Here is a 24,331-nt window from a genome sequence, read left to right on the forward strand (position 1 = left end):
CAAAAAATACCCCTCCCCCCTCTAAACCGGCCCTCTCTCGATTGGCACACCTCCTGCTATAGCCCCCGCAGGCTGCGTTTTAACGCGCTCCACAAAAACAATTAAACGAAGGATCCTTCAATGGATAACTCCAACGCCCTGCCCCTTGGGTCGGCTGCCGTGCCGGCTAAAGAAAGAACCACCGCCAGTCGCATCAAATCGATTTTCAGCGGCTCGGTCGGCAACATGGTCGAGTGGTACGACTGGTACGTCTACGCCGCCTTCTCCCTGTACTTCGCCAAGGCCTTTTTCCCCAAAGGCGACACCACCGCCCAACTGCTGAACACCGCCGCGATCTTCGCCGTGGGCTTCCTGATGCGCCCGATCGGTGGCTGGCTGATGGGCCTCTACGCCGACAAGGCTGGTCGCAAGAAAGCGCTCATGGCTTCGGTGTACCTGATGTGTTTCGGCTCGCTGGTGATCGCCCTGAGCCCGGGTTATGAAACCATTGGCATCGGCGCGCCGATCCTGCTGATTTTCGCTCGTCTGCTGCAAGGCCTGTCGGTCGGTGGCGAGTACGGCACCTCGGCCACCTACCTCAGCGAGATGGCGACCAAGGACCGTCGCGGTTTCTTCTCCAGCTTCCAGTACGTGACCCTGATCTCCGGCCAGCTCATCGCTCTGGGCGTGCTGATCGTGCTGCAAAACTTCCTGACCACCGAAGAGCTGTATGCCTGGGGCTGGCGCATCCCGTTCGCCATCGGCGCACTGTGTGCCGTGGTCGCGCTGTACCTGCGTCGTGGCATGGAAGAGACCGAGTCGTTCACCAAGGTCAAGAAAGAGAAAAAAGAAAGCGCGATGCGCACCTTGATGCGCCACCCCAAGGAACTGATGACCGTGGTCGGCCTGACCATGGGCGGCACCCTGGCGTTCTACACCTACACCACGTACATGCAGAAATACCTGGTGAACACCGTCGGCATGAGCATCTCCGACTCCACCACCATTTCCGCTGCCACGTTGTTCCTGTTCATGTGCCTGCAACCGATCATCGGCGGGCTGTCGGATAAAGTCGGCCGCAGGCCGATCCTGATTGCCTTCGGTATCCTCGGCACGCTGTTCACCGTGCCGATCCTGACCACCCTGCACACCATCCAGTCGTGGTGGGGCGCGTTCTTCCTGATCATGGCGGCGCTGATCATCGTCAGCGGCTACACCTCGATCAACGCGGTAGTAAAAGCCGAGCTGTTCCCGACTGAAATCCGCGCACTGGGCGTTGGCTTGCCATATGCGCTGACCGTGTCGATCTTCGGCGGCACCGCTGAATACATCGCGCTGTGGTTCAAGAGCATCGGCATGGAAACCGGTTACTACTGGTATGTCACCGCGTGCATTGCCGTGTCGTTGCTGGTGTACATCACCATGAAAGACACCCGCAAGCATTCGCGGATCGAGACGGACTGAGTCCGCCAGCGCAACAAAAACAGGGGCAGACCTTCGCAGGTCTGCCCCTTTTCTTTTGAATAGACACAAAACCTGTAGGAGCGAGGCTTGCCCGCGAAGGCGGTGTGTCAGTCAACCACGATGTTGAACTTCAGGCCGCCTTCGCGGGCAAGCCTCGCTCCTACAGGGATAGCGGCGACTGGAAATTAGGTGGTCGTCCTTGCACTATTGGCGCATCCAGAATTCAGCTCAGGAATCCCTCCATGCCCGACGACATCCACTACTACGAACCCGCCAACGGCCACGGCCTGCCGCATGACCCGTTCAACGCCATCGTCGGCCCGCGCCCCATCGGCTGGATTTCTTCGCAGGATGCCAACGGCCGCCTGAACCTGGCGCCGTACAGTTTCTTCAACGCGTTCAACTACATTCCGCCGATCATCGGGTTTTCCAGCGTCGGGCGCAAAGACAGCCTGAACAATATCGAGCAGACCGGCGAATTCGCCTGGAACCTGGCGACCCGGCCACTGGCCGATCAGATGAACCAGAGCTGCGCGATGGTCGGGCCGGAGGTCAACGAGTTCGAATTGTCCGGGCTGACGCCTGTGGCGTCGAAAGTCATTCAGGTGCCACGGGTTGCCGAAAGCCCGGTGTCCTTCGAGTGCAAGGTCACGCAGATCATCCAGTTGCAACGCGCCGACGGCAATGTGGTGCCGAGCTGGCTGATTCTCGGCGAAGTGGTGGCCGTGCACATTGCCAAGTGGCTGTTGAAAGATGGCGTGTACGACACCGCCGCGGCAGAACCGATTCTGCGCGGCGGCGGGCCAGCGGACTATTTTCAGCTGGGGCCTGAGGCATTGTTCAAGATGTTCCGCCCGGGAGCGGTCAAGTAATTACCAGATCAGTTCGCCGTCTTCGCCGACGCCCTTGAGGTGCGTCAGTTGCAGGGCGGCAGCCTCGTCCGCTTCTTTGGCGGTCTTGAAGGTTTGTTCTTCCAGCAATTTGTTGAAGCGCGGTGCGCCCGAGCCACCGATGGCTTTGGTGGCAATCGCCGCGTAGTAACCGCCCTCGCGGGGGACTACGGCGGATACGGCTTCGAAGGTTTCAAAGGCTTTGCGTGCCATGTCGCGGATCCTGGCTGATGGAAAGTCGAGCCATTAAACCCTCAACCCGCCATTTTGTGTACCCAGGACTGGGTCTGGCCCAGCGCCTGGACGGCCGACACCTCTTTGAAGGTATGAAAATCCAGGCTGTTGACCACCAGTTCCTGCACCAGCTCGGCGAAAACCTCCATGGCCGGGGTGCTGAAATAGGCAGTCATGGCTTGCTGATGGGTCCAGAAACCGGACACCAGCCACAATTCGGGATCGCATTGCGAATGCTGCAGGGAAAAACTCAGGCAGCCTGGCGCAGTGCGCGACGGTTCGATCAAGGCGCTGAGACGCGCACCGAGTTCCGCCGAACGCCCGGCGCGGGCGCGGACAAAGGCCATATGACTGACGGGGATCTGCGTAGACATGTTCAACCCTCCCAGGTACTCGAGTGGCAGCCGTGGGACGGGCTGCGACAGGATCCAAGGTTAAGCGCCCGCACGCTGCCCCGTTAGTCGATTCCTGCCGGCTTGTTGCACAATCCTGCGAAGCTGCCTTCAGCACCTGTAACAATGTGTAAAACCTGTCACGGGGCTGAAACACGAGGTTCGAGCAAGTTTTCCCTGCGCTAAGCAGCCAGAGCCACCCGCCTGCGCAACCCCGTGCAGAATCAGGCAAGCTTTTCGCAGGATGTGTCTACCGCTGCGCCTTGCACAAATTTAAGCTCAGCTCATTCCCACTGCTTCGCCGAGGATGCCCTGCATGTCGTCGCTCGATCACTTTCAAGCCCCGCTGGACGCCGACATGGAGAAACAGCGCGCAGAACTGGCGGCCATCATTCGTCGCAACACCACGGAGGATGGCAATTATGCGACCGCCGTCGGCTCTCTGTTTTTGGGCAAACACAGCAAGTCCCATGACTTCGCGCCGGTGCTGGCGCAACCGGCGTTGTGCATCATGGCGCAGGGGCGCAAAGAGGTCAGGCTGGCCGACGAATTCTTCAATTACGATCCGCTGAATTATCTGGTGGTGTCGGTTTCCATGCCCCTGAGCGGGCGGATCGTGAACGTCACGTCGGAAGAACCGATCCTCTCGGTACGGCTGGACATCGACCCGGCGGAAATCACCGCGCTGATTGCCGACGCCGGCCCGCTCGGCGTGCCGACCCGCCCTACCGGTCGCGGTTTGTATGTCGAACGAATCGACACGGCGATGCTCGACGCGGTGCTGCGCCTGGCGCGACTGCTGGACACACCGAAAGACATCGCCATGCTCGCACCGTTGATTCGTCGGGAGATTCTCTATCGGTTGTTGCGCAGTCAGCAGGGCTATCGGTTGTACGAAATTGCCATCGCCAACAGCCAGAGCCACCGCATCAGCCAGGCGATCAAGTGGCTCAACGGCAATTACGAGCAGCCGCTGCGCATCGATGATTTGGCCAAGGAAGTGAATTTGAGCGTGTCGACGCTGCATCACCGGTTCAAGGCCATGACGGCGATGAGTCCGTTGCAGTATCAGAAGCAGTTGCGCTTGCAGGAAGCGCGGCGGTTGATGCTGGCGGAAGGGCTGGAAGCGTCGGCGGCGGGGTATCGTGTCGGGTATGAAAGCCCGTCGCAGTTCAGCCGGGAGTACAGCCGGTTGTTCGGGGCGCCGCCGTTGCGGGATTTGGCGCGGTTGCGGTTGACCGTGTAACAGGATTCACACAAACCCTGTAGGAGCGAGGCTTGCCCGCGAAGGGGTCATCGCGGTCTATCTGAATGACCGCGTTATCGTTTTTCGCGGGCAAGCCTCGCTCCTACAGGTACGGTGGTGTTTTCAGGCGCCGAGCACTCGGCAAGCTTCGGCCGGCAATGTCACCGACACCGGGTTGCCAATGCTCAACCCAAACCCCTGACACGGTGTGCTCAACGCCGTAAACGACACGCCCGAACACTCCACGGTCGTCTCGATCGTCGCACCGATATCCCGCACGAACGTCACCTTGCCCAGCAACCGATTCCCCGCCGTCGCTTGCGGGTGCGACAGTTGCAGGTCTTCAGGGCGGATCAGCATTTTCACCTTCTCGCCGACCACAATGCTGCTGCAGATTGGCACTTCCAGCGAATCGCCACCGGGCAAGCCCACCTTGCCGTTGCCCAGCGCCGTGGCCGGGAAGATGTTGCCCGAGCCGATGAAGTCCGCGACGAATTCGTTCGCCGGATGACGATAAATCTCGATCGGCGTGCCGACCTGCTGCACGCGATGCTCACCCAGCACCACGACGATATCGGCCATGGTCATGGCCTCACGCTGGTCGTGGGTCACCATGATGGTGGTGATGTTCAGGCGCTGTTGCAGTTGACGGATTTCCACCTGCATCGACTCGCGCAGCTTGGCGTCCAGCGCCGACAGCGGTTCATCCAGCAGAAGGATTTTCGGGTGGTTGGCAATCGCCCGGGCAATCGCCACACGCTGGCGCTGGCCGCCAGACAATTTCGCCACCGGGCGATCAATCATTTCCTGCAACTGAATCAGTTCCAGCAATTCCACCACCCGCGCCTGCTGATCAGCCTTGCTGACCCCGCGCAGTTTCAGCGGATAAGCGATGTTCTCCCCCACGGTCATGTGCGGGAACAGCGCCAGGGATTGAAACACCATGCCGAAATTGCGCTGATGCGCCGGCGTGTGACCGATGTCTTCACCGTCCAGGCGAATCTCGCCGCCGGTCAGGGTTTCAAGCCCGGCAATCATTCGCAGCAGCGTGGTTTTGCCGCAACCGGACGGGCCGAGGAAACACACCAGTTTGCCTTCCGGCAAATGCAGGTTCACATCCTTTACCGCGCAGGCCGAGCCGTAATGTTTCTCGACGTTTTCCAGAATCAGACCAGACATATGAATCACCTCAAGAATCAGGATTTTGGCTGGAGGTCGCCGAGCGATGATCAGGCAAGGCAAAAGTCTGCGAAGAAGCGGAGTTGACTTTAGTCAATGAGCATTCTGAGCTGACTTTTAACGCAGCATGATCGAGCGCAGGCACCTCCAGGCAGAAGCTAGAACGAAACGCCACCTTCACCGACCAGCTTCTCCAGCGCCCAGATCAGGACGAAGTCGATCAGCACGATCAGCACGGCAAACGAAAATACGGTGGGGTCGAGCGACGACACGGTGCGGCTGTACATCCAGATCGGCACGGTCATCACGTCGATGGTGTAGAGGAAGTAGGTCACGGTGAATTCGTTGAACGAAACGATGAACGCCAGCAGCATCCCCGCCAGAATCCCCGACTTCATCAACGGCACCACCACATCGACAATCGCTCGCAGCGGTGAGGCGCCGAGCATTTGCGCGGCCTCTTCGACTTCGCTGCCGATGGAAAGCATCGCCGCGGTGCAGTTTTTCACCACGAAGGGCAGCGCCAGAATCACGTGGGCAATCACCAGACGCGAGGTGGTCATCTGGAACGGCAGGCTGTCGAACACCAGCAGCAAGGCCAGGCCCAACACCACCATCGGAAACACCAGCGGCAGCGACATCAGTTGCAACGCCACGGCTTTGCCGCGGAACTCGCAACGGGTCAGCGCGTAGGCCGCCGGCACCGCGATGATTGTGGCGAAGACCATGGTCAGGCACGCGACCATCAGGCTGGTGGTCATGGCTTTGCCGAGGCTCAGCACATCGCTGGAATCCGGGGATACAAAGGTGTGCCAGGCGGCCTTGTACCATTGCAGGCTGTAGCTGCTCGGCGGGAAGTCGAGGTTCGACGCACCGCTGAACGACATGACGATCATGGTCAGGATCGGCAGCACCGCCAGCAGCAGAATGAAGCCCGAGAGAATGCCGGCGAACTTGCCGGTATCACCCGGCAACAGTGAATGACGCTTCTTGATCACAGCGCTCATTGCGAAGCCTCCAGCATGCGGCGACGACGGCCGGTGATGTATTCGGACAAGGTCATGATCGCGAGCGTGGTGACGATCAGCACCACACCGGCGGCGGATGCGGCGGGCCAGTTCATCAGCGGGGCGATCTGGTCATGGACCATCACCGCCAGCATCGGCACGCGCCGGCCACCGAGCAGCAGAGGCACCACGAAACTGCTGGCGTTGTAGGCGAATACCAACGTCGCGCCGGTAATGATCCCCGGAAAACTCATCGGCAACACCACCTGACGGAACACCTGAAAACGACTGGCGCCGAGGGTGGCGGCGGCCTCTTCGTACGTACGGGCGACGCCGCGCATGGCGCTGGCAATCGGCAACACGGCCAACGGGAACGCGGTTTGCACCAGGCCCATCAGCACACCGTTCTGGTTGTACAGCAGCATGATCGGTCGCTTGATCAGACCCAGGCCCATCAACGCCTGATTGAGCATGCCGCCCGGGCCGAGAATCACCAGCCAGCCGTAGCTTTGCAGCAGCAGGTTGACCAGCAATGGCAACAGCACAGCGGCGAGGAAGATTCGGCGCACGAACGGTGAAGTCAGGCGCGACATGGTGTAGGCCACAGGGATCGCCAGCACCACGGCGATGACTGCGCTGATCAGCGCCAGGCGCAAGGTCAGCAGCAAGGATTTGAGGTAATACGGTTCCAGCAACTGGGCGTAGCTGGCCAGGCTGAACCCGGTCCATTCCGCACCTTTGGTGCCCACGCTCATGCGCAGCACCAGCAAGCTGGCGGCAATCAGCACGCCCAGAAACAGCATCGACGGCGAGAGGAAAAACCAGGCACGCGTCGTCGGCGAAACACCCCGATGGGCGCGCGCCGGAGCGGTAACGACCGGATGAGTCAGAGGTTGGTGTTCCATAGCAAGGGTCTCGTCAATGGAAAGCAGCAAGACTGAGATAAGGCAAAAACCTGTGGCGAGGGAGCTTGCTCCCGCTGGGTCGCGAAGCGGCCCTGATCATTCACCGCGTCCGTTCAGATACAACGCGGTGTCAGGTTTTGCGGCTGCTACGCAGCCGAGCGGGAGCAAGCTCCCTCGCCACAATCGATCTTCAGACCTCAAAAATCAGGAAGAAAAGATTTCCGTGTAACGACGAATCCATTGGTCATGCACGGTGGCCAGGAAGGCGTTGTCGTGCATGATCGCCTTCTCGGCAATCTGCTCAGGCGTGAGGATGTACGGGCTCTTGCGCGCTTCGGCGGAGATGATCGCCTTGGCGTTGACCGGGCCGTTGTAGATGTCTTCAGCCATCTTGCCCTGCACCAGCGGGTCCAGAGAGTGGTTGATGAACGCGTAGGTCAGGTCGGTATCGCCCGGACGATTCTTCGGCATCACCGACAGCATCAGGTCGGTATAGAAACCTTCCTTCATGCCGAAGGTAGCGCCCAGGCCGTAGGCCGGATCGCGGATCTGTTTCGGGAAGAAGGCCGGGGCGTACAGGCCACCCATGTCCAGGGAGCCGGTGCGGAACAGCTCGGCGATCTGGTTCGGGTTTTCACCCAGGGTCACCACACGATCCTTCAGCTCGGCGAGTTTCTTGAAGCCCGGCTCGATGTTGTGCTCGTCACCACCGGCCAGTTTGGCGGCGATGATGATCAGGTCCATGGCCTCGGTCCAGTTCGGCGGCGGCAGGAAGATGTTCGGCGACAGCTCCGCGTCCCAAAGGGCGGCGTAACTGTCCGGCGCTTCCTTGATGGTGCGGGTGCTGTAGACCAGGCTGTTGCACCAGAGCAGGTATCCGATCCCGTGGCCATTGGCGCCGGTGCGGTATTTCTCCGGTACATCCACCAGGTTGGGAATGCGGTTGAGGTTGGGTTTTTCCAGCAGGTTGGCGGCGGCCAGACCTTCGGCGCCGACACCCGCCAGGGTGATGACGTCGTACTGCGGACGATCACCGCCGGCTTTCAGTTTGGCGACCATTTCCGAGGTACTGCCGGTGCGGTCAGCGATAACCTTGCAGCCGTACTTGTCTTCGAAGGTGGCTGCGATGTTGCGCAGCGCTGCCAGGCCGGTGTCATCGGACCAGGTCAGCAAACGCAGGGTCTTGCCCTGGAATCGAGTGTCGCTGGCATTGGCCTTGACGAAGGGCAAGCTCATGGCCGCCGCTGCCACCGAGGCCACGCCCACGGTTTTGATGAATTGACGTCTGTTTAGATCATGCTCGCCCATTACGGACTCCCTTTGTTTTTGTAGGTATAAGGCAGGTCGAAACTGTTGCATCCGCGCGGCCGGATCAGCGTTATCCCTCGTATTTTCGGGGGCTTGGCTGAACCAGTGAGTTCATCCTGAGGTCGTGCAAAACACCTGACTATCGATAAAAACTCATCGAAGCCATGACACCAGCGCATGCCTCGATACGAGGCATGCGCTCACCTTTTTCGTGCCGTCAGACGGCGCGAATCACGTGTTTGATTTCCTGGAAAGCCTGCAAGCCCCACGGCCCCAATTCGCGGCCGATGCTGCTCTGCTTGTAACCACCCCAGGCGGTCTGCGGGAAGATCACTTGCGGCGCGTTGATCCACACAAGCCCCGCCTGCAAAGCGTTGGCGACCCGATCGGCCGCCTCGGCGTCGCGCGTCACCACGCTGGCCACCAGACCGAACTGACTGTCGTTGGCCAGGGCAATCGCTTCGGCTTCGGAGGCAAAACTGCGCACGCAGATCACCGGGCCGAAAATCTCTTCACACCACAACGCACTGTCGAGGGGCACTTCGGTGAAAATCGTCGGCTGCAAAAAATATCCGCGCGGCAGATCTACAGGACGATTGCCGCCGCAAATCAGCTTGGCGCCGGCACTCAAACCGCGATCGATGTGGCCGAGCACCCGTTGGTATTGCGCCTGATTGACCAGCGCGCCCATTTCCACGTTCGGGTCGAACGGGTCGGCGACGCGAATGGCTTCGGCGCGGGCCTTCAGGCGCAGGAGGAATTCGTCGGCCAGTTCATCGGCGACCAGCACACGGCTGGTGGCCGAACACATTTGCCCGGCGTTGAAGAAACCACCGCCGCAGGCCACTTCCACCGCCAACGCGATGTCGGCGTCCTTGAGCACTAGCAACGAAGATTTGCCACCCAGTTCGAGGCTCACGCCCTTCACGGTTTCGGCGGCGCGTTGCATCACTTGCACACCGACTGCGTTGCTGCCGGTGAAGGAAATCTTGGCGATGCGCGGGTCGGCTGACATCGGCGCACCGACGGCCAGGCCAGTGCCGCAGACCAGGTTGAACACGCCTTTGGGCAAACCGGCCTCGGCGATGATCGCCGCCAGTTCCAGCTCCGGCAGTGGCGTCACTTCGGAAGGTTTGAGCACCACGCAGCAACCGGCGGCCAGGGCCGGGGCGAGTTTCCAGGCGGTAGTAACCATCGGGAAATTCCACGGCACGATCAGGCCGACCACACCACACGGCTCACGGCGCACACGGGCGCTGAAGTCATCGGTGGGCAGCTCGACTGCGCTGTCCTGTTTCGCATCGAGCCCTTCGGCCAGACCGGCGTAGTACTCGAAGGTAGCGATCACGTCATCAACGTCGATGGCGGCTTCGAACAGCGGTTTGCCGTTGTTGCTCGACTGCAACTGCATCAACTGCTCACGACCGGCCTGCACGCCGACGGCGATCCTGCGCAGGATCGCGCCACGCTCGGCACCGGTGGTTTGCGACCAGGCCTTGAAGGCTTCGGTCGCTGCGTTCACGGCTTGATCGACGGCGTTTGCATCGCCGCCATTCACGGTGGTCAGCAGCGCTTCGGTGGCCGGGTTGATCACGCGCAGATGTTCGCTGCCGGCCGACCATTTTCCGTCAATGAACAGACCATCGAGGGTGGTAGGAAACGTCATTTCGACACCGCCTTCATCCACTGGGTCTGATCGATTTCAATCAGGGTTGGCCCTTGGCGATCGGTGGCGCAGCGCAGCGCACTGCGCAACTGATCAACACCGTCGACCGCTTCAGCCGCGCAGCCCAGCGCCTTGGCGACACCGATGAAGTCCGGGGTGTAGATGTCCACGCCGACCGGTTCGATGGCGCGGTTGACCATGTATTTCTTGATCTCTTCGTAGCCCTGGTTATTCCACAGCAGGACGATCACCGGCGTGCGCGCTTCAACGGCGCTGGCCAGTTCCGGCAGGGTGAATTGCAGGCCGCCATCACCGATCAGGCACACCACCGGAGGACGTGCGCCGTTTTCAATGCTGCCACCGAGCCAGGCGCCAATCGCTGCCGGCAAGGCGTAACCGAGGGTGCCGTAACCGGTGGACGAGTTGAACCAGCGGCGCGGGCGTTCCGGGTTGAAGGTCAGGTTGCCGGTGTACACCGGTTGGGTCGAATCGCCGACAAACACGGCGTCCGGCAATTCGTGCAGAACGGTTTCGAGGAAGCGGGTCTGGGCCAGGGTCGGCGCGTCCCAGGTGGCGGCGAGGTCTTCACGCAGACGTGCGGCACGGACCTGGCCCCAATCGTTGCGGCGCTCGGCCAGCGACTTGTGGGACAGCGCGCTCAACAAGGCTTGGGCAGCGTTGCGCGAATCGGCCACCAGGGCGACTTTCGGCGGGTAGTTGCGCACGGTCTGGTCAGGGTCGATGTCCACGCGCAGCAGCACGCCGGGAATCTCGAAACCGCCGGCGAAGGTGACGTCATAGTCGGTTTCTGCCAGTTCGGTGCCGATCGCCAGCACTACGTCAGCTTCAGCCACAAGGGCGCGGGTCGCGACAAGGCTTTGGGTCGAGCCGATCAGCAACGGATGGTTGGATTCGAGCATGCCTTTGGCGTTGATGGTCAGGGCCACCGGCGCGTCGAGCAGTTCGGCCAGTTCAGTCAACTCAGCGGCGGCATCGATGGCACCGCCACCGGCGAGAATCAGCGGGCGCTTGGCGCCGGCGAGCAGGTCGGTCATGCGGCTGATCGCGCTTGGCGAAGCACCGGCACGGTCGATGTTGACCGGCAGGCTGGCGAGCAGGTCATCGGCCTCTTCGACCAGCACGTCCAGCGGAATTTCAATGTGCACAGGACGCGGGCGACCGGCCTGGAACAGGGCGAAGGCGCGAGCCAATACGCCCGGCAATTCGGACGCCGACATCAGGGTGTGGGAGAACGCTGCCACGCCGCCGACCAAGGCGCTCTGGTTCGGCAGTTCGTGCAGCTTGCCGCGACCGCCGCCCAACTGGCTGCGCGATTGCACGCTGGAGATCACCAGCATCGGAATCGAATCAGCGTAGGCCTGGCCCATGGCGGTGGTGATGTTGGTCATGCCAGGACCGGTGATGATGAAGCACACACCCGGTTTGCCGCTGGTGCGTGCATAACCGTCGGCCATGAAACCGGCGCCCTGTTCGTGACGCGGAGTAACGTGGTTGATGCTCGAACGGGCCAGCCCGCGATACAGCTCCACGGTGTGAACCCCGGGAATGCCGAACACCTGCTCAACCCCGTAATCTTCGAGTAACTTGACCAATACTTCGCCGCACGTCGCCATGTCTTTTGCCCTTTTTGTTCGTTTGAGACGCCGGGCCTGCGCAGTGTTTATGATGAGCGGGCAGGTCCAGGGATGACCTCATTGGAACGGGCGACACGTAGCCGCAACAATGGATAAAAAGTCATACTAGCCATGTCTTCACGTCATACCTTGGATCCCAATGAAACAATTGCCTCCCCTGCCGGCGTTGCACACTTTTCTGATCACCGCGCAGTGCTGCAACTTCACCCGTGCGGCCGAACAGCTGTTCATCACCCAGGGCGCGGTGAGTCGGCAGATCGCCGGGCTGGAGGAGCATCTGGGTTATGAGCTGTTCATTCGCCAGGCTCGAGGGCTGGACCTGACGGCCGAAGGACGGGAGTGGCTGCCACGGGTGCAGCAGATTTTCGGCTTGATCGACGAGGCGGTGGAGCAGATCGGCGAGAAGCGCGAAACCCTGCAACTCAAGGCGCCGACTTGTGTGATGCGCTGGTTGTTGCCGCGTCTTTTGCAGTGGCAACGAGAGCGCCCGGATGTGCCGGTGGAATTGACCACCACGGTCAAGCACGGCGTGGATTTCCATCGCGAGCAATTCGACGCGGCGGTGATGTATGGCGCACCGCCGGACAGTGCGTTGACGTCTTATCTGCTGTTCGATGAGCAACTGACGCCGGTGTGTTCACGGCCGATGCTGGACGGGCCGATGGCGTTGCAGACGCCAGCGGATCTGCAACAGCACTTGTTGCTGCACCCGACGCGGGATGAGCGCGACTGGAATGCCTGGTTGAAAGCGGCGGATCTTCAATTGAGCAACGTCAGCAAAGGCCAGCATTTCGAGACCCTGGACCTGGCGATGTCGATGGCGTCCCAAGGGACCGGTGTGGCGATCGGCGATTGGTCATTGATTGGCGACGACCTGAGTGCCGGGCGGCTGGTCATGCCGTTTGAATTGAAGGTGAAAACGGGGTTGGCGTATTACCTGGTGTTCCCGGAGAAACCGGCGCCTTCGCCGAAGTTGCGCGAATTGATGGGGTGGTTGGTGGAGCAGGCTCAATCGCGTTGAGCCCCGAAACCCTGTGGGAGTGAGCCTGTGTGGCGAGGGAGCTTGCTCCCGCTGGAGTGCGAAGCGCTCCCCTGCAGTGTGTCAGCCACATCGCATTCTCAGATTTTGCGACTGCTTCGCAGCCGAGCGGGAGCAAGCTCCCTCGCCACAGAGGGTCGCTCCCACAGGGGTTCGGTTTAATCAGTAACCGACTGTGAACCGCTGACGGGAATGCTTTGGCGCTTCCACTTCATCGATCATCGCAATCGCATAGTCGGCGAAGGTAATCCAGCTCCGCCCTTCACTGCTCACCAGCAAATCATCCTTGCCGATCCGAAACGAACCCGTGCGCTCACCTTCGACAAACTCCGCCGACGGCGACAGGAAAGTCCAGTCCAGATCCTTTTCCTGACGCAGGTTTTCCAGGAATTGAGCTCCGGCACTGGCCTCGGTTTTGTACTCTTCAGGGAAACCTTTGCTGTCGATAACGCGAGTACCGTCCGGCAGCAACAGCGAACCGGCACCGCCGACCACCAGCAGACGTTTCACCCCGGCCCGTTTTACCGGCCCGATGACGGCGCTGGCAGGAAGGGTCGTGAAGTGCGCGGCACTGATCACCACGTCATGACCCGCGACCGCCGCTTGCAGCGCTTCGGCATCAAGAGCGTCAACGTTCTTGCTGACCACCCCGGCACGCTGGCCGATCTTCGAGGTTTCGCGAGCGATGGCTGTAACGCTGTGACCGCGACGCAGGGCTTCTTCCAGCAGTTGGCTGCCGGCACGGCCGGTGGCACCGATGATTGCGATTTTGCTCATGATGTTCTCCAGTTGGCTTGGGTGTATCTGAGGTAATCGGGTTTACGTGGCAAAGGTGCTTTTGTGGCGAGGGAGCTTGCTCCCGCTCGGCTGCGAAGCAGTCGTAAACCTGCCAATGCGGTGAGCCTGACACAATGCCGGGGAGCGCTTCGCACTCCAGCGGGAGCAAGCTCCCTCGCCACAAAAGCTGCTTCAGTTTCAGGTATGGCGGGTTACCACTTCATCTCACCCTTGGCGACTTTCGCGCTCAGCTCCAGCGAGCTTTCTTCGCCCAGGGTCGAGTAGCGTTTTTTCATTGCGGCAATCAACGCCGTAGAGTCTTTGGCCTTGGCGGTTTCTTCGTCGAAAGCCTTGATGTAATCCGCGGTGAATTTCACCGCGGCCAGGGAGCGCGCGCTCTTGCCCAGGTAATGACCCGGCACGATAGTGTTCGGTTTCAGGGTTTCAATGCTGTGCAGCGTAGCCAGCCAGTCGGTGTGGGACTGCGCGGTTTGGGTGTCGGCCATCCACACGTGAATGTTTTCCGCGACGACCACGCCACCCACCACTGCCTTGATCGACGGGATCCACACAAAGGTGCGATCCGGTTGCTTGCCCTCAAGCCCCACCACCTGCAACTTCTGCCCTTCGAGCATCAGGCTGTCTCCCTGAAGCACGCCCGGCACAATGGTTCTGGCCGGTACATCGGCGCCCATTTTCGGGCCCCAGAACGCCAGTTTGCCGTCGACGGTTTTCTTGATGTGATCCACCGTCGGTTGCGAGGCGAGCACTTTGGCGTGGGGGAACGCAGCGGTCAGGGTGTCGAGGCCGAAGTAGTAATCCGGGTCACCGTGGCTGATGTAAATGGTGGTCAGTTGCTTGCCACTGGCGCGGATTTTTTCAACCACCTGCTCGGCCTGGGATTTGCCGAACTGCGCGTCCACCAGGATCGCGTCTTTCTCGCCGCTGACCAACACCGAGGTCACCGGGAAGATCGCCTTGTCGCCCGGGTTGTAGACATCCAGCGTCAACGTCGCTGCCGCCGCGTTAGCCGCGAAGCCGAGGGTGGCGGTGGCCAGCAAAATGCGTTTGAGGGAAGTGAAACCGATCATCTGTTGCTCCGTTGTCCGAGTGCCATGCTTGGCGATGGAGCAGAGCTTAGTTGCACGACTCAGTACAAAAAATGCGATGCTGGAACATAGTTTGTTTCTGAAATCGGGCAAATCATGGATCGTCTACAAGCAATGCGGGTGTTCGTCACGGTGGTCGACCTCGGCAGCCAGTCGGCCGCCGCCGATCACCTGGAGCTGTCACGGCCGGTGGTTTCGCGGTATCTGGCGGAGCTGGAAGACTGGGTCGGCGCACGCCTGATGCACCGCACCACGCGCAAGTTGAGCCTGACTGCCGCCGGCAGCGAGACCCTGCCACGGTGTCGGCAGATGCTCGACCTGTCTTCGGACATGCAGGCTGCCGTCAGCGAGCCGGACGATGCACCGCGTGGCCTGCTGCGGATCAGCGTCAGCACCTCGTTCGGCCAGGCACAATTGGCCGATGCCATGGCGGCCTACGTCAAGCGTTACTCCGGCGTCAGCATCGACCTGCAAATGCTCGACCGCACGGTAAACCTGGTGGATGAGCGCATCGATCTGGCGATTCGCACCAGCAACGACCTGGACCCGAACCTGATTGCGCGCCGGCTGACGGTCTGCCGCTCGGTGATCTGCGCCGCCCCCGCTTATCTGGACGAGCACCCGGCACCGACGCAGGTCGAAGACCTGAGCCAGCACAACTGCCTGACGCACTCCTATTTCGGCAAAAGCCTGTGGCATTTCGAGCAGGACGGTGAACCGGTCTCGGTGCCGGTGCAGGGCAACATCAGCGCCAATGAAGCCAGTACGCTGCTGCGCGCGACGATGGCCGGTGCCGGAGTGGCGATGCTGCCGACTTATCAGGCTGGAGTGCATATCCACAGCGGTGAACTGATCCGTCTGTTGCCCCAGGCCGAACCGCGCCGGATGAACATCTACGCGGTGTATGCCTCACGCAAGCACATGCCTGCGGCGCTGCGCAGCCTGCTGGATTTTCTGGTGCTCAGATTCCCCGAAGAACCAGAGTGGGATATCGGCCTGTAACCCGATCACCCTGTGGGAGCGAGCCTGCTCGCGATAGCGGTGGATCATCCAATAATGGTGTTGACTGACACACCTCTATCGCGAGCAAGCCCGCTCCCACAGGGATATCAATGTTCTGAATATCGGGCTACATGCACAGAACACGTGACTGGCAACTCACTGCCGCTGACCTATGCTGAAAGTAGTACCGAAGGGTATTCGTTCAGAGGTCAACGCCATGAACATCAAAACAAGAAGATACCTCGCGATTTTCATCACCTGCGCGGCCACGCTGGCGCTGTATGGCACGGCGGCTTGGCGCGTCGAGCAGTTACGGCAACTGCCCCGTGAATACGCGAGCTGCAACTTCGAGCGCTGCATCCCCCACAACGCGACCCTCAACGCCCTTCGGTAACGAAGGGGATCAGGCCTCGTTGTCCTGATCGGCCTTCAAGCGGTCGCGAAAAGCCTTGGGCGAGATCCCCACCCGGCGTCGGAACAGACGCGTGAAGTTGGTCGGATCGGAAAAACCCAACACATCAGACATTTCGTAAATGGTCATGCTGGTGTAGGTCAGCAAACGCTTGGCCTCCAGCAATTGCCGCTCGTGCATGATCTGCAACGCCGGTTGCCCCGCCAGTTCACGGCAGGTGCCGTTGAGGTGCGACACAGAAATCCCCAGCCGATGCGCCAGGTCCTCGACCTTGACGTGTTGGCGATACGTCTCTTCCACCAGCTGGATATACCCGTTTAGGTATTCCCGCGCACGCTGCGGACGTTGACTCGCGGAGCGACGTTGAAGCGCCTGACGGCTGACCCACACCATGATCACGCTGACCAGCGAATGCATGAGCATTTCCCGGGCCGGTTGATGGCCGGTGTATTCGTTTTGCAACGCGGAAAACAAACTGTTGAGGTACTCACCGTCATTGCCGGCCGGATAACTTTCGGCCTGGGCCAGGGCATTCACCGAATTGCCCAGTTGCGCCTGAAGGTGGGCGACCAGCGGCGCGGCCAGGGTCACGACAAACCCTTCGACATCCTCGGAAAAACGATAACCGTGCACCGATAACGGCGGCAGAACCAGCATCGCCGGTTCGCTCAGTTGCGTGCGTTTGCCTTCGATTTCAAGCTCTGCCTGACCTTTGAATACGAAGAGCAACTGGCACAAATCGGCGTGGCGATGGGGTTTGATTTCCCACTGATGTTCGCGGCTGCGTTTGGAAATGGTTTCGCAGTGCAACAAGTCCGGGGTCGGCCAGTCCAGGCTTTCACCGTAAAGCTTGAACACCGGTATCGAAGGCAGGTCAGGCTTGTTCATAACGTCAATCCAGGCCTCGGAAGGTGGCGGGCGATAATCGCACCGATTGGCAGAATGTACAGCTATCGGCTCAGTTTTCACCTTCAATTGACAGACCCGCAAGTGAAAAATGCAAGCACTCGATCCATAAAAATAATTCACCGACTCTGGTCGCGTGGAGCTTGCGAGTCATAAAAACAATGAAAACGCTGAAGACCCAAATCGCCATCATCGGTGCCGGGCCCTCCGGATTGCTGCTCGGCCAATTGCTGCACAACGCCGGTATCGACACCCTTATCCTCGAACGCCAGACCCCGGACTATGTGCTCGGCCGAATCCGTGCCGGTGTGCTCGAACAAGGCATGGTAGAGCTGCTGCGTCAGGCCGGCGTCGGCCAGCGCATGGACGCCAAAGGGTTGGTCCACGGCGGTTTCGAACTGGCCCTCGACGGGCGTCGGGTGCACATTGATCTGCACGCCCTGACCGGGGGCAAAACCGTGATGATCTACGGACAGACCGAGGTCACCCGTGACTTGATGGCCGCTCGTCGGGAGGCCGGCGCGCAGACGATTTACGAAGCCGGCAACGTTGTACCCCACGGCATGAAAACCGATGAAGCCTTCGTGACGTTTGAAAAGGACGGCGAAACCTGGCGGCTCGATTGTGACTACATCGCCGGTTGCGACGGTTTCCATGGGGTGGCGCGTCAATCGATTCCCGCCGAGAGCCTGAAGGTGTTCGAGCGGGTTTATCCGTTCGGATGGCTGGGGATTCTCGCCGACACGCCACCGGTTCACGATGAACTGGTCTACGCCCGTCACGCGCGCGGTTTTGCCCTGTGCAGCATGCGCTCGGCGACCCGAACCCGTTACTACCTGCAAGTCCCTGCCTCGGATCAGGTCGAGGACTGGTCCGATCAACGTTTCTGGGATGAGCTCAAATCCCGTTTGCCGACTGCGCTGGCCGAGTCGCTGGTGACCGGGCCGTCCATCGAAAAAAGCATCGCGCCGCTGCGTAGTTTCGTGGTCGAACCGATGCAATACGGGCGGATGTTTCTGGTCGGCGACGCCGCGCACATCGTGCCGCCCACCGGTGCCAAAGGCCTGAACCTGGCGGCCAGCGACGTCAGCACGTTGTTCAATATCCTGCTGAAGGTTTATCGCGAAGGTCGTGTCAACTTGCTGGAAAAATACTCCGAGGTCTGCCTGCGCCGGGTCTGGAAAGCCGAGCGGTTTTCCTGGTGGATGACCTCGATGTTGCATCGCTTTGACGATCACGATGGGTTCAGCCAGCGCATCAGTGAGTCGGAGCTGGACTACTTCGTCGGCTCTGAGGCGGGTCGAAAAACCATTGCAGAAAATTACGTCGGGCTTCCTTATGAGGCTATCGAATAGCCTCCTACCGACTTACACTGGCGAGCATCCCCGCTCGCCCTTGCCTCTTGCGGGACCTTTACTGCTCGCAGGTTCTCCCGTGACCAATCTCAACCAGCCTGAAACGCCCAAACCGGCCATTCGCAGCGTGTTGATCGCCCTGATGCTGGCGATCTTTCTCGGCGCGCTCGACCAGACCATCGTCGCCGTATCGATGCCGGCCATTTCCGCGCAGTTCAAGGACGTCAGCCTGCTGGCCTGGGTGATATCCGGCTATATGGTGGCGATGACCGTGGCGGTGCCGATCTACGGCAAACTGGGCGACCTCTACGGTCGGCGCAAGTTGATGCTGTTCGGCATGGGGCTATTCACGCTGGCTTCGTTCTTCTGCGGCATGGCGCAAAGCATGGAGCAGCTGGTGCTGGCGAGGATTGTCCAGGGCATTGGGGCCGGCGGGATGATTTCGGTCAGCCAGGCAATCATCGGCGACATCGTGCCGCCTCGCGAACGGGGTCGCTATCAAGGTTACTTCAGCAGCATGTACGCGGTGGCCAGCGTGGCCGGCCCGGTGCTCGGCGGTTACATGACCGAATACCTGTCGTGGCGCTGGGTGTTTCTGATCAATCTGCCACTGGGTCTGGGCGCGTGGCTGGTGGCCAATCGCACGCTGGTGGGGCTGCCCGTGCCGCAGCGCAAGCCGATCATCGATTACCTCGGCACGCTGTTGATGATCATCGGTCTGACGGCCTTGTTGCTCGGTATCACTCAGGTCGGCCAGGGCCATTCGTGGCGTAGCGCTGAAGTGCTGGGATTGCTGGGCTGTGCGGTGGTCGTCCTGGCAGTGTTCGTCCGGCATGAGCGCCGTGCGCGGGAGCCGTTGCTGCCCATGCACCTGTTCGCCAACCGCAACGCGATCCTGTGCTGGTGCACGATTTTCTTCACCAGTTTCCAGGCGATCTCGCTGATTGTGCTGATGCCTTTGCGCTTCCAGAGCGTGACGGGCGCCGGTGCCGACAGTGCCGCGCTGCATCTGTTGCCACTGGCCATGGGTTTGCCGATCGGAGCGTATTTCGCCGGGCGCCGGACCTCGGTGACCGGGCGCTACAAACCGATGATCCTCACCGGTGCCATCCTGATGCCGATCTCGATTCTCGGCATGGCGTTCAGCCCGCCCCAGGCAATGGTGCTCAGCAGTCTGTTCATGGTGCTCAGCGGTATCGCCTCTGGCATGCAATTCCCGACGTCATTGGTCGGGACACAGAATTCAGTGGAACAACGGGACATCGGCGTCGCGACCAGCACCACCAACCTGTTCCGCTCCCTGGGCGGTGCGGTGGGTGTGGCGTTGATGTCGGCGCTGTTGCTGGCGTTGCTGCAAGACTCGAGTTTCGCCCATCTGGCCGGCTCGACGCTGACTGCCGAGGGCAGCTCGGGGAATGTCTTGCTGGACGGATTGAACGCCGCAGCGGGGGATGCGCAAAACGCCTTGCGCGCAGAGCTGCTGCTGACCTTCCGGCATTTGCTGATGGTCAGTGCGACGGTGTCGCTGCTGGGGTTGGCGGCGGCAATTGCCATGCCGAACCAGGTGTTGCGGGGGCGGGAAGACAAGGTTCGGTAGAACGACCGCATAACGGTTTTCGCGGGCAAGCCTTGCTCCTACTAGTACAGTGCAATCCTGTAGGAGCGAGGCTTGCCCGCGAAAGCGTCATCCCATGCGATAGAGAATCAAGGGCTGTAATACCCGACAGCCACCAGAAAATGCCCGACCTTTTTCAGGTACGCATGCTTGTCCTCGACCTTGCCGGTCACCGGGTTTTTCCACCGATATTCGTATTCGCCGTAATCCTGTTTGGCCATCAGCGCCAGAATCGGCTCACCCACCGGCTTGCCTTCTGGGTCCTTGATCTTGCCGAAATCGGTATTGATCAGCCGCAGGTTGGTGCCGTGGGCGACATAACGCTGGGTGTCCAGGTCGACGACGAACACATACAGGTCATCCTGCAAATAACCGCCCTTGAGTGAGTTGATGGCAGTGAGCGTGCCCTTCTCATCCTTGGCCAGGTCAGTTGCCGCTTTGTTCAGCAACGCCATCGCCTGTTCCGCCGACGCCCGTGGCAGGTAATAACCCACTGCCAGAATCCGCTGACCGATCCGTTGGTAGAACACATGCTTGCGCTCGACCTTGCCGTCTGACCAGTTCTGCCAGCGATATTCCGCCTGCTGGATGCCATTGCCTTCCGGTACTTTCAACGCATCCTTGAAGGCTTTCTGCAAATCCGGCCCGAGCACGTCAGACACATCACGCCCGATCAACGCCGAAGACGGCCCGCCGCTGGCGAGCATCACGCCTTTGGTGTCGAGCACAAACACGTAGCGATCCTTGTCGACAAACTCGCCCTGGCGGCTGAAGGCCGCGAATGCCTTGTCACCGTTATCGTGGTAGTAGGCCAGGGCTTTTTCCAGCAAGGCGATGGCGGCCTGGCTGTCATCCTTCTCGGTTCCGGCAGCTTGAGCCTGGCCCAGACACAACAACAGCATCCCGCCCAGCAGGGCCAACCTGTGCAAAAACCCCATTGCGCATCCCTCGTTCTTGTCAGTGTTTCAAGAGCGTAGACGGCTTGGGGATATGTACGAACATTCAGGGAACGGTGTGAGGGTTGGGGAGCTGAGGTTTTTGTGGCGGGGGAGCTCGCTCCCGCCGGCCGATCCGCGTCCGGGCGCAGCAGACGCAAATCAGGCACCACGGATTATCTGAAAATCCGCGGTGGATGGCTTTGGGGCGGCTTCGCCACCCAGTGGGAGCAAGCTCCCTCGCCACAAGTATTCGCGTGCCGGGCTATTGCGCTCGGGTACGCAACTGCTGCTGCAAATTCTGAATCTGCGCCTGCAGGGTGTTGATGTTGCGTGTGACCGAAGCACGGAAAGCGTCGAACTCGGCGGTGTTGGACGAGGCTGGCCCGGCGGCCGGGCGGTTGTCCTGCTCGCTTTTGAGCACGATCATGTCTTGTTCCAGACGCTCGATGGCGGCGCTCGGGTTGCCTTGTTTCTTCAGTGCGACGATGTCGGCGCCGAGGCTTTTCAGCTGTGCGTCGAATTTGTCAGTGTCCGCCGGGGCGCTCTTCAGCGCGGCCAGTTCGCCGCTCAAGGCTTTGACCTGGGCCTGCAATTGCGTGTTGGCGGTCTGGTGCTCGGTGTTCTGGGCGGTGGCTTGCGCCAGGCGCTTGTCCAGATCGGTGGTTTGCGCGGTCATTTGCGCCAGGCGCTTATCCAGGTCTGAGGTCTGGCCGACAACGCCTTGCTGCTGCTTGCTCTGATCCTGGAGCTTGCTTTCCAGCTGCTTGATCTGCAGTTTCAGCGCTTCGCTGTCGCTGGTGACGTTGGTCTGGCTGGCGACGACCTTGCCGGAAATGTCCTGCAAGCGCCCCGCCGCATCCTCACTGATGCGCGCGAAACTTTCCTGGGTCGCCACCAGTTGCTGTTCCATCAGCGATATCTGCTGAAAGCTCCACCAGGCAAGGCCGGCGAACGCAAAAAACAAGGCGCCGACCAGTGCCCACAACGGGCCGGTGCTGGCAGCCTTGACCTTGACCACCGGCGGGGTGCGCGAATGCACGGCGGTGCGGGCGGTGGGCACAAAATCATCGTCGTCGAGGCTGTCGGCACGCAGGCTCGGTACATCGTCGAAGTCGTCGTTGGCATCGTTACGCATGGACATTGAGTCAACCTTTGTGGAACGCGGTGATGGCTTGATGCGGCGAAGTATAAACCTGTCAGCCCCATCGATTGACCCTTGATTCCCGGACTCGGTTCAGTATCGGGACTGCCTGTGTGTCAGCGAATGTCCTGAGCCTTCCACCAGCCGCAGAATTCATCGAGGGCAGTCCAGAGACTGACTTTCGGATCGTAGTCCAGATAATGCCGCGCGCGGCTGATGTCCAGGGTGAAATTTTTGTTCATCACCTGCATGCCCAGGCGCGACAGGGTTGGCTCGGGACGACCCGGCCACAGCTTGCACACGCCCTCGTTGAGCGCCGCCACGGTGTAGGCCAGGCCGTAGGAACGGTAGCGGGTCACTTGTGGGACATCCATCTTGCGCATCACGTAATTGACCACGTCCCACAACGGAATCGGCGTTCCGTTGCTGATGTTGTAGGCCTTGCCCAACGCCGATCCGCCGGCCAGCAAACTGCTGAGCAACGCTTCGTTGAGGTTTTGTACGCTGGTGAAATCGACTTTGTTCAAACCGTTGCCGACGATGGCCAGCCGCCCCTTGCGTTGCATCTTCAGCAGACGCGGGAAGATGCTCATGTCGCCCGCACCGGTCACGAAGCGCGGGCGCAGGGCCAGGGTTTCGAGGCCGAATTCCTGGGCACCGAAGACCTTTTGCTCGGCCAGGTATTTGGTCGCGGCGTAGGGATGTTTGAAGCGCTTGGGGACCTGTTCTTCGGTCAACCCGAGGTGATCGCGGCCATCGAAGTAGATCGACGGCGAGGACAAGTGCACCAGCCGTCGGACACGCTGTTTCAGGCAGGCTTCGACGATGTTTTCGGTGACCTGCACGTTGCCCTGATGAAAGTCCTGATAACGTCCCCACACACCGACAGCCCCGGCGCAATGCACCACGGCTTCGACGTCGGAACACAGGTTGCGCGCCAGTTCCGGGTCGCTCAAGTCGCCCTGAATGAACTCGGCGCCACGGCGTACCAGGTGTTCGACGCTTTCGGCCCGGCGACCGTTGACCCGCACGTCCAGGCCCTGCTCCAGGGCGAAACGCGCAAAGCGTCCGCCGATGAAGCCGCTTGCGCCGGTGACCAGAATCTTCATGTAGTGCTCCGAATATTTCGTTTTGCGTAGTGCGTGAGGTCTTGACGCTGCCGGTCAGTCCCACGGCACCAGCCATTGCTTCGACGAACGCACTAATTGATCGGTCAGCAACCCCAGCAACTGACCGCCATTGCGCCAATGATGCCAGTACAGCGGCACATCGATGGGCTTATCTGGCAAAAGCTCGCGCAAAACCCCGCGCTCAAGTTGCTCGCGCACCTGCAACTCAGGCACCAGCCCCCAGCCGAGACCGGCTTCGGTCAGGCGAATGAAGCCTTCGGATGACGGGCACAAATGGTGTTCGAAACCGCCGTCTACGCCGAGGGACGCGAGGTAACGATGTTGTAGGAAATCGTCCGGGCCAAAGACCAGCGCCGGGGTTTTCGCCAGCAGGTCAGCGCGCACGCCTTCAGGAAAATGCCGCGCGATGAATGCCGGACTGGCCAGCGCTCGATAACGCATGGCACCCAGTAACACGCTGCGTGCGCCGGCGACCGGACGCTCGCTGGCGCAAATGCACGCAGCCACTTCGCCAGCGCGCATGCGTTTGAGGCCAACCGTTTGGTCTTCAACGACCAGATCCAGCAGCAAGTATTGCTCGGCGCAGAAATCACTGACGGCTGCGGCCCACCACGTGGCGAGGCTGTCGGCATTCAGGGCGATGCGCAGACGTTCCGGCAGGCCTTCTTCATCCAGCGCCGGAACCAGGCTTTGCAGGTCCCGTTCCAGCAAGCGCACCTGCTGCACATGGTTGAGCAAACGTCGGCCGATTTCAGTCGGCGCCGGCGGCGTCATCCGCACCAGCACCGGCTGGCCGACCCGCGCTTCCAACAGTTTGATGCGCTGGGAGATCGCCGATTGTGACAAGCCGAGTACTTGGGCGGCCCGTTCAAAACCGGCCTGTTCGACCACCGCGGCCAACGCAGAAAGCAATTTATAGTCGAACATCAGTTTTCCTAATGAGCGATCAGCATGATTGGTTTTTCTTATACCGCTTGTGGAC

At 60.6% G+C, this 24,331-nt stretch carries 23 protein-coding genes; 8 read left to right on the forward strand and 15 right to left on the reverse strand.

Annotation, left to right across the window (positions count from 1 at the left end; all coding sequences use genetic code 11):
* Positions 1-120 precede the first annotated feature (120 nt).
* Together KJF94_RS20475 and KJF94_RS20480 are read left to right on the forward strand one after the other, a co-directional pair.
* A complete protein-coding gene (locus tag KJF94_RS20475) occupies positions 121-1,443 on the forward strand; it encodes an MFS transporter (protein WP_214378303.1) in 1,323 nt (440 codons plus the stop codon).
* Positions 1,444-1,685: 242 nt separating this feature from the next.
* The gene (locus KJF94_RS20480; protein WP_214378305.1) at positions 1,686-2,315 is read left to right on the forward strand and encodes a flavin reductase family protein; all 630 of its coding nucleotides are present in this window, start codon (positions 1,686-1,688) and stop codon (positions 2,313-2,315) included.
* On the opposite strand, the gene KJF94_RS20485 is transcribed toward KJF94_RS20480, so the two are convergent.
* Both KJF94_RS20485 and KJF94_RS20490 read right to left on the reverse strand, forming a co-directional pair.
* The gene (locus KJF94_RS20485) at positions 2,316-2,546 is read right to left on the reverse strand and encodes a hypothetical protein (protein ID WP_214378306.1); all 231 of its coding nucleotides are present in this window, start codon (positions 2,544-2,546) and stop codon (positions 2,316-2,318) included.
* A gap of 41 nt (positions 2,547-2,587) precedes the next feature.
* Entirely contained in the window at positions 2,588-2,941 is a 354-nt protein-coding gene (locus tag KJF94_RS20490; protein ID WP_214378308.1) for a putative quinol monooxygenase, read from the reverse strand.
* A gap of 334 nt (positions 2,942-3,275) precedes the next feature.
* On the opposite strand from KJF94_RS20490, the gene KJF94_RS20495 reads away from it, so the two are divergent.
* Entirely contained in the window at positions 3,276-4,205 is a 930-nt protein-coding gene (locus KJF94_RS20495; protein WP_214378310.1) for an AraC family transcriptional regulator, read from the forward strand.
* A 123-nt stretch (positions 4,206-4,328) separates the two neighbouring features.
* Here the strand turns inward: KJF94_RS20495 and KJF94_RS20500 are convergent, their stop codons facing one another.
* The 6 genes from KJF94_RS20500 to KJF94_RS20525 all read right to left on the reverse strand — a co-directional run bounded on the left by KJF94_RS20500 (position 4,329) and on the right by KJF94_RS20525 (position 11,904).
* Positions 4,329-5,384, reverse strand: a complete 1,056-nt coding sequence (locus KJF94_RS20500; protein ID WP_214378312.1) for an ABC transporter ATP-binding protein — start codon at positions 5,382-5,384, stop codon at positions 4,329-4,331.
* A 158-nt stretch (positions 5,385-5,542) separates the two neighbouring features.
* Positions 5,543-6,391 (reverse strand): ABC transporter permease, encoded by an 849-nt coding sequence (locus tag KJF94_RS20505; RefSeq protein WP_084318872.1) that lies wholly within the window; start codon positions 6,389-6,391, stop codon positions 5,543-5,545.
* The gene (locus KJF94_RS20510; RefSeq protein ID WP_214378314.1) at positions 6,388-7,296 is read right to left on the reverse strand and encodes an ABC transporter permease; all 909 of its coding nucleotides are present in this window, start codon (positions 7,294-7,296) and stop codon (positions 6,388-6,390) included. Before KJF94_RS20510 ends, KJF94_RS20505 begins: the two co-directional genes overlap by 4 nt.
* 204 nt (positions 7,297-7,500) lie before the next feature.
* Positions 7,501-8,604: an extracellular solute-binding protein gene (locus KJF94_RS20515; protein WP_214378316.1), complete on the reverse strand. Its 1,104-nt coding sequence runs from the start codon at positions 8,602-8,604 to the stop codon at positions 7,501-7,503.
* A gap of 217 nt (positions 8,605-8,821) precedes the next feature.
* The gene (locus KJF94_RS20520) at positions 8,822-10,270 is read right to left on the reverse strand and encodes an aldehyde dehydrogenase family protein (protein ID WP_214378318.1); all 1,449 of its coding nucleotides are present in this window, start codon (positions 10,268-10,270) and stop codon (positions 8,822-8,824) included.
* Entirely contained in the window at positions 10,267-11,904 is a 1,638-nt protein-coding gene (locus KJF94_RS20525) for a 5-guanidino-2-oxopentanoate decarboxylase (protein ID WP_214378320.1), read from the reverse strand. The genes KJF94_RS20520 and KJF94_RS20525 overlap by 4 nt, the downstream gene beginning before the upstream one ends.
* A gap of 160 nt (positions 11,905-12,064) precedes the next feature.
* Here KJF94_RS20525 and KJF94_RS20530 point away from each other — a divergent pair, with 160 nt between their 5' ends.
* Complete coding sequence (locus KJF94_RS20530) at positions 12,065-12,946, forward strand: LysR substrate-binding domain-containing protein (protein WP_214378322.1); 882 nt, start codon at positions 12,065-12,067, stop codon at positions 12,944-12,946.
* A 180-nt stretch (positions 12,947-13,126) separates the two neighbouring features.
* Here the strand turns inward: KJF94_RS20530 and KJF94_RS20535 are convergent, their stop codons facing one another.
* Together KJF94_RS20535 and KJF94_RS20540 are read right to left on the reverse strand one after the other, a co-directional pair.
* Positions 13,127-13,741 carry an NAD(P)-dependent oxidoreductase gene (locus KJF94_RS20535; RefSeq protein WP_214378324.1) on the reverse strand — a complete coding sequence of 205 codons (615 nt, stop codon included), beginning with the start codon at positions 13,739-13,741 and terminating at the stop codon, positions 13,127-13,129.
* Positions 13,742-13,953: 212 nt separating this feature from the next.
* Positions 13,954-14,832 carry an MBL fold metallo-hydrolase gene (locus KJF94_RS20540; RefSeq protein WP_214378326.1) on the reverse strand — a complete coding sequence of 293 codons (879 nt, stop codon included), beginning with the start codon at positions 14,830-14,832 and terminating at the stop codon, positions 13,954-13,956.
* 114 nt (positions 14,833-14,946) lie between these two features.
* On the opposite strand from KJF94_RS20540, the gene KJF94_RS20545 reads away from it, so the two are divergent.
* Together KJF94_RS20545 and KJF94_RS20550 are read left to right on the forward strand one after the other, a co-directional pair.
* Positions 14,947-15,852 carry a LysR family transcriptional regulator gene (locus tag KJF94_RS20545; protein WP_214378328.1) on the forward strand — a complete coding sequence of 302 codons (906 nt, stop codon included), beginning with the start codon at positions 14,947-14,949 and terminating at the stop codon, positions 15,850-15,852.
* Between the two features lie 217 nt (positions 15,853-16,069).
* Positions 16,070-16,246, forward strand: coding sequence for a hypothetical protein (locus KJF94_RS20550; RefSeq protein ID WP_017340530.1), 177 nt, complete (start codon positions 16,070-16,072; stop codon positions 16,244-16,246).
* A gap of 9 nt (positions 16,247-16,255) precedes the next feature.
* Here the strand turns inward: KJF94_RS20550 and KJF94_RS20555 are convergent, their stop codons facing one another.
* Positions 16,256-17,152, reverse strand: a complete 897-nt coding sequence (locus tag KJF94_RS20555) for a helix-turn-helix domain-containing protein (protein ID WP_214378330.1) — start codon at positions 17,150-17,152, stop codon at positions 16,256-16,258.
* Positions 17,153-17,340: 188 nt separating this feature from the next.
* On the opposite strand from KJF94_RS20555, the gene pobA reads away from it, so the two are divergent.
* Positions 17,341-18,525 (forward strand): 4-hydroxybenzoate 3-monooxygenase, encoded by a 1,185-nt coding sequence (gene pobA, locus KJF94_RS20560; RefSeq protein ID WP_214384918.1) that lies wholly within the window; start codon positions 17,341-17,343, stop codon positions 18,523-18,525.
* A gap of 79 nt (positions 18,526-18,604) precedes the next feature.
* Positions 18,605-20,122, forward strand: coding sequence for an MDR family MFS transporter (locus KJF94_RS20565; protein WP_214378332.1), 1,518 nt, complete (start codon positions 18,605-18,607; stop codon positions 20,120-20,122).
* Between the two features lie 107 nt (positions 20,123-20,229).
* On the opposite strand, the gene KJF94_RS20570 is transcribed toward KJF94_RS20565, so the two are convergent.
* The 4 genes from KJF94_RS20570 to KJF94_RS20585 all read right to left on the reverse strand — a co-directional run bounded on the left by KJF94_RS20570 (position 20,230) and on the right by KJF94_RS20585 (position 24,276).
* Positions 20,230-21,078, reverse strand: a complete 849-nt coding sequence (locus KJF94_RS20570) for a cache domain-containing protein (protein ID WP_214378334.1) — start codon at positions 21,076-21,078, stop codon at positions 20,230-20,232.
* Positions 21,079-21,340: 262 nt separating this feature from the next.
* Positions 21,341-22,219, reverse strand: coding sequence for an ATPase (locus KJF94_RS20575; protein WP_214378336.1), 879 nt, complete (start codon positions 22,217-22,219; stop codon positions 21,341-21,343).
* A 116-nt stretch (positions 22,220-22,335) separates the two neighbouring features.
* The gene (locus KJF94_RS20580; protein WP_214378338.1) at positions 22,336-23,328 is read right to left on the reverse strand and encodes an NAD-dependent epimerase/dehydratase family protein; all 993 of its coding nucleotides are present in this window, start codon (positions 23,326-23,328) and stop codon (positions 22,336-22,338) included.
* A 54-nt stretch (positions 23,329-23,382) separates the two neighbouring features.
* Complete coding sequence (locus tag KJF94_RS20585) at positions 23,383-24,276, reverse strand: LysR family transcriptional regulator ArgP (protein ID WP_214378340.1); 894 nt, start codon at positions 24,274-24,276, stop codon at positions 23,383-23,385.
* Positions 24,277-24,331: the final 55 nt, after the last annotated feature.

The organism is Pseudomonas hormoni (assembly GCF_018502625.1).
Classification (GTDB): domain Bacteria; phylum Pseudomonadota; class Gammaproteobacteria; order Pseudomonadales; family Pseudomonadaceae; genus Aquipseudomonas; species Aquipseudomonas hormoni.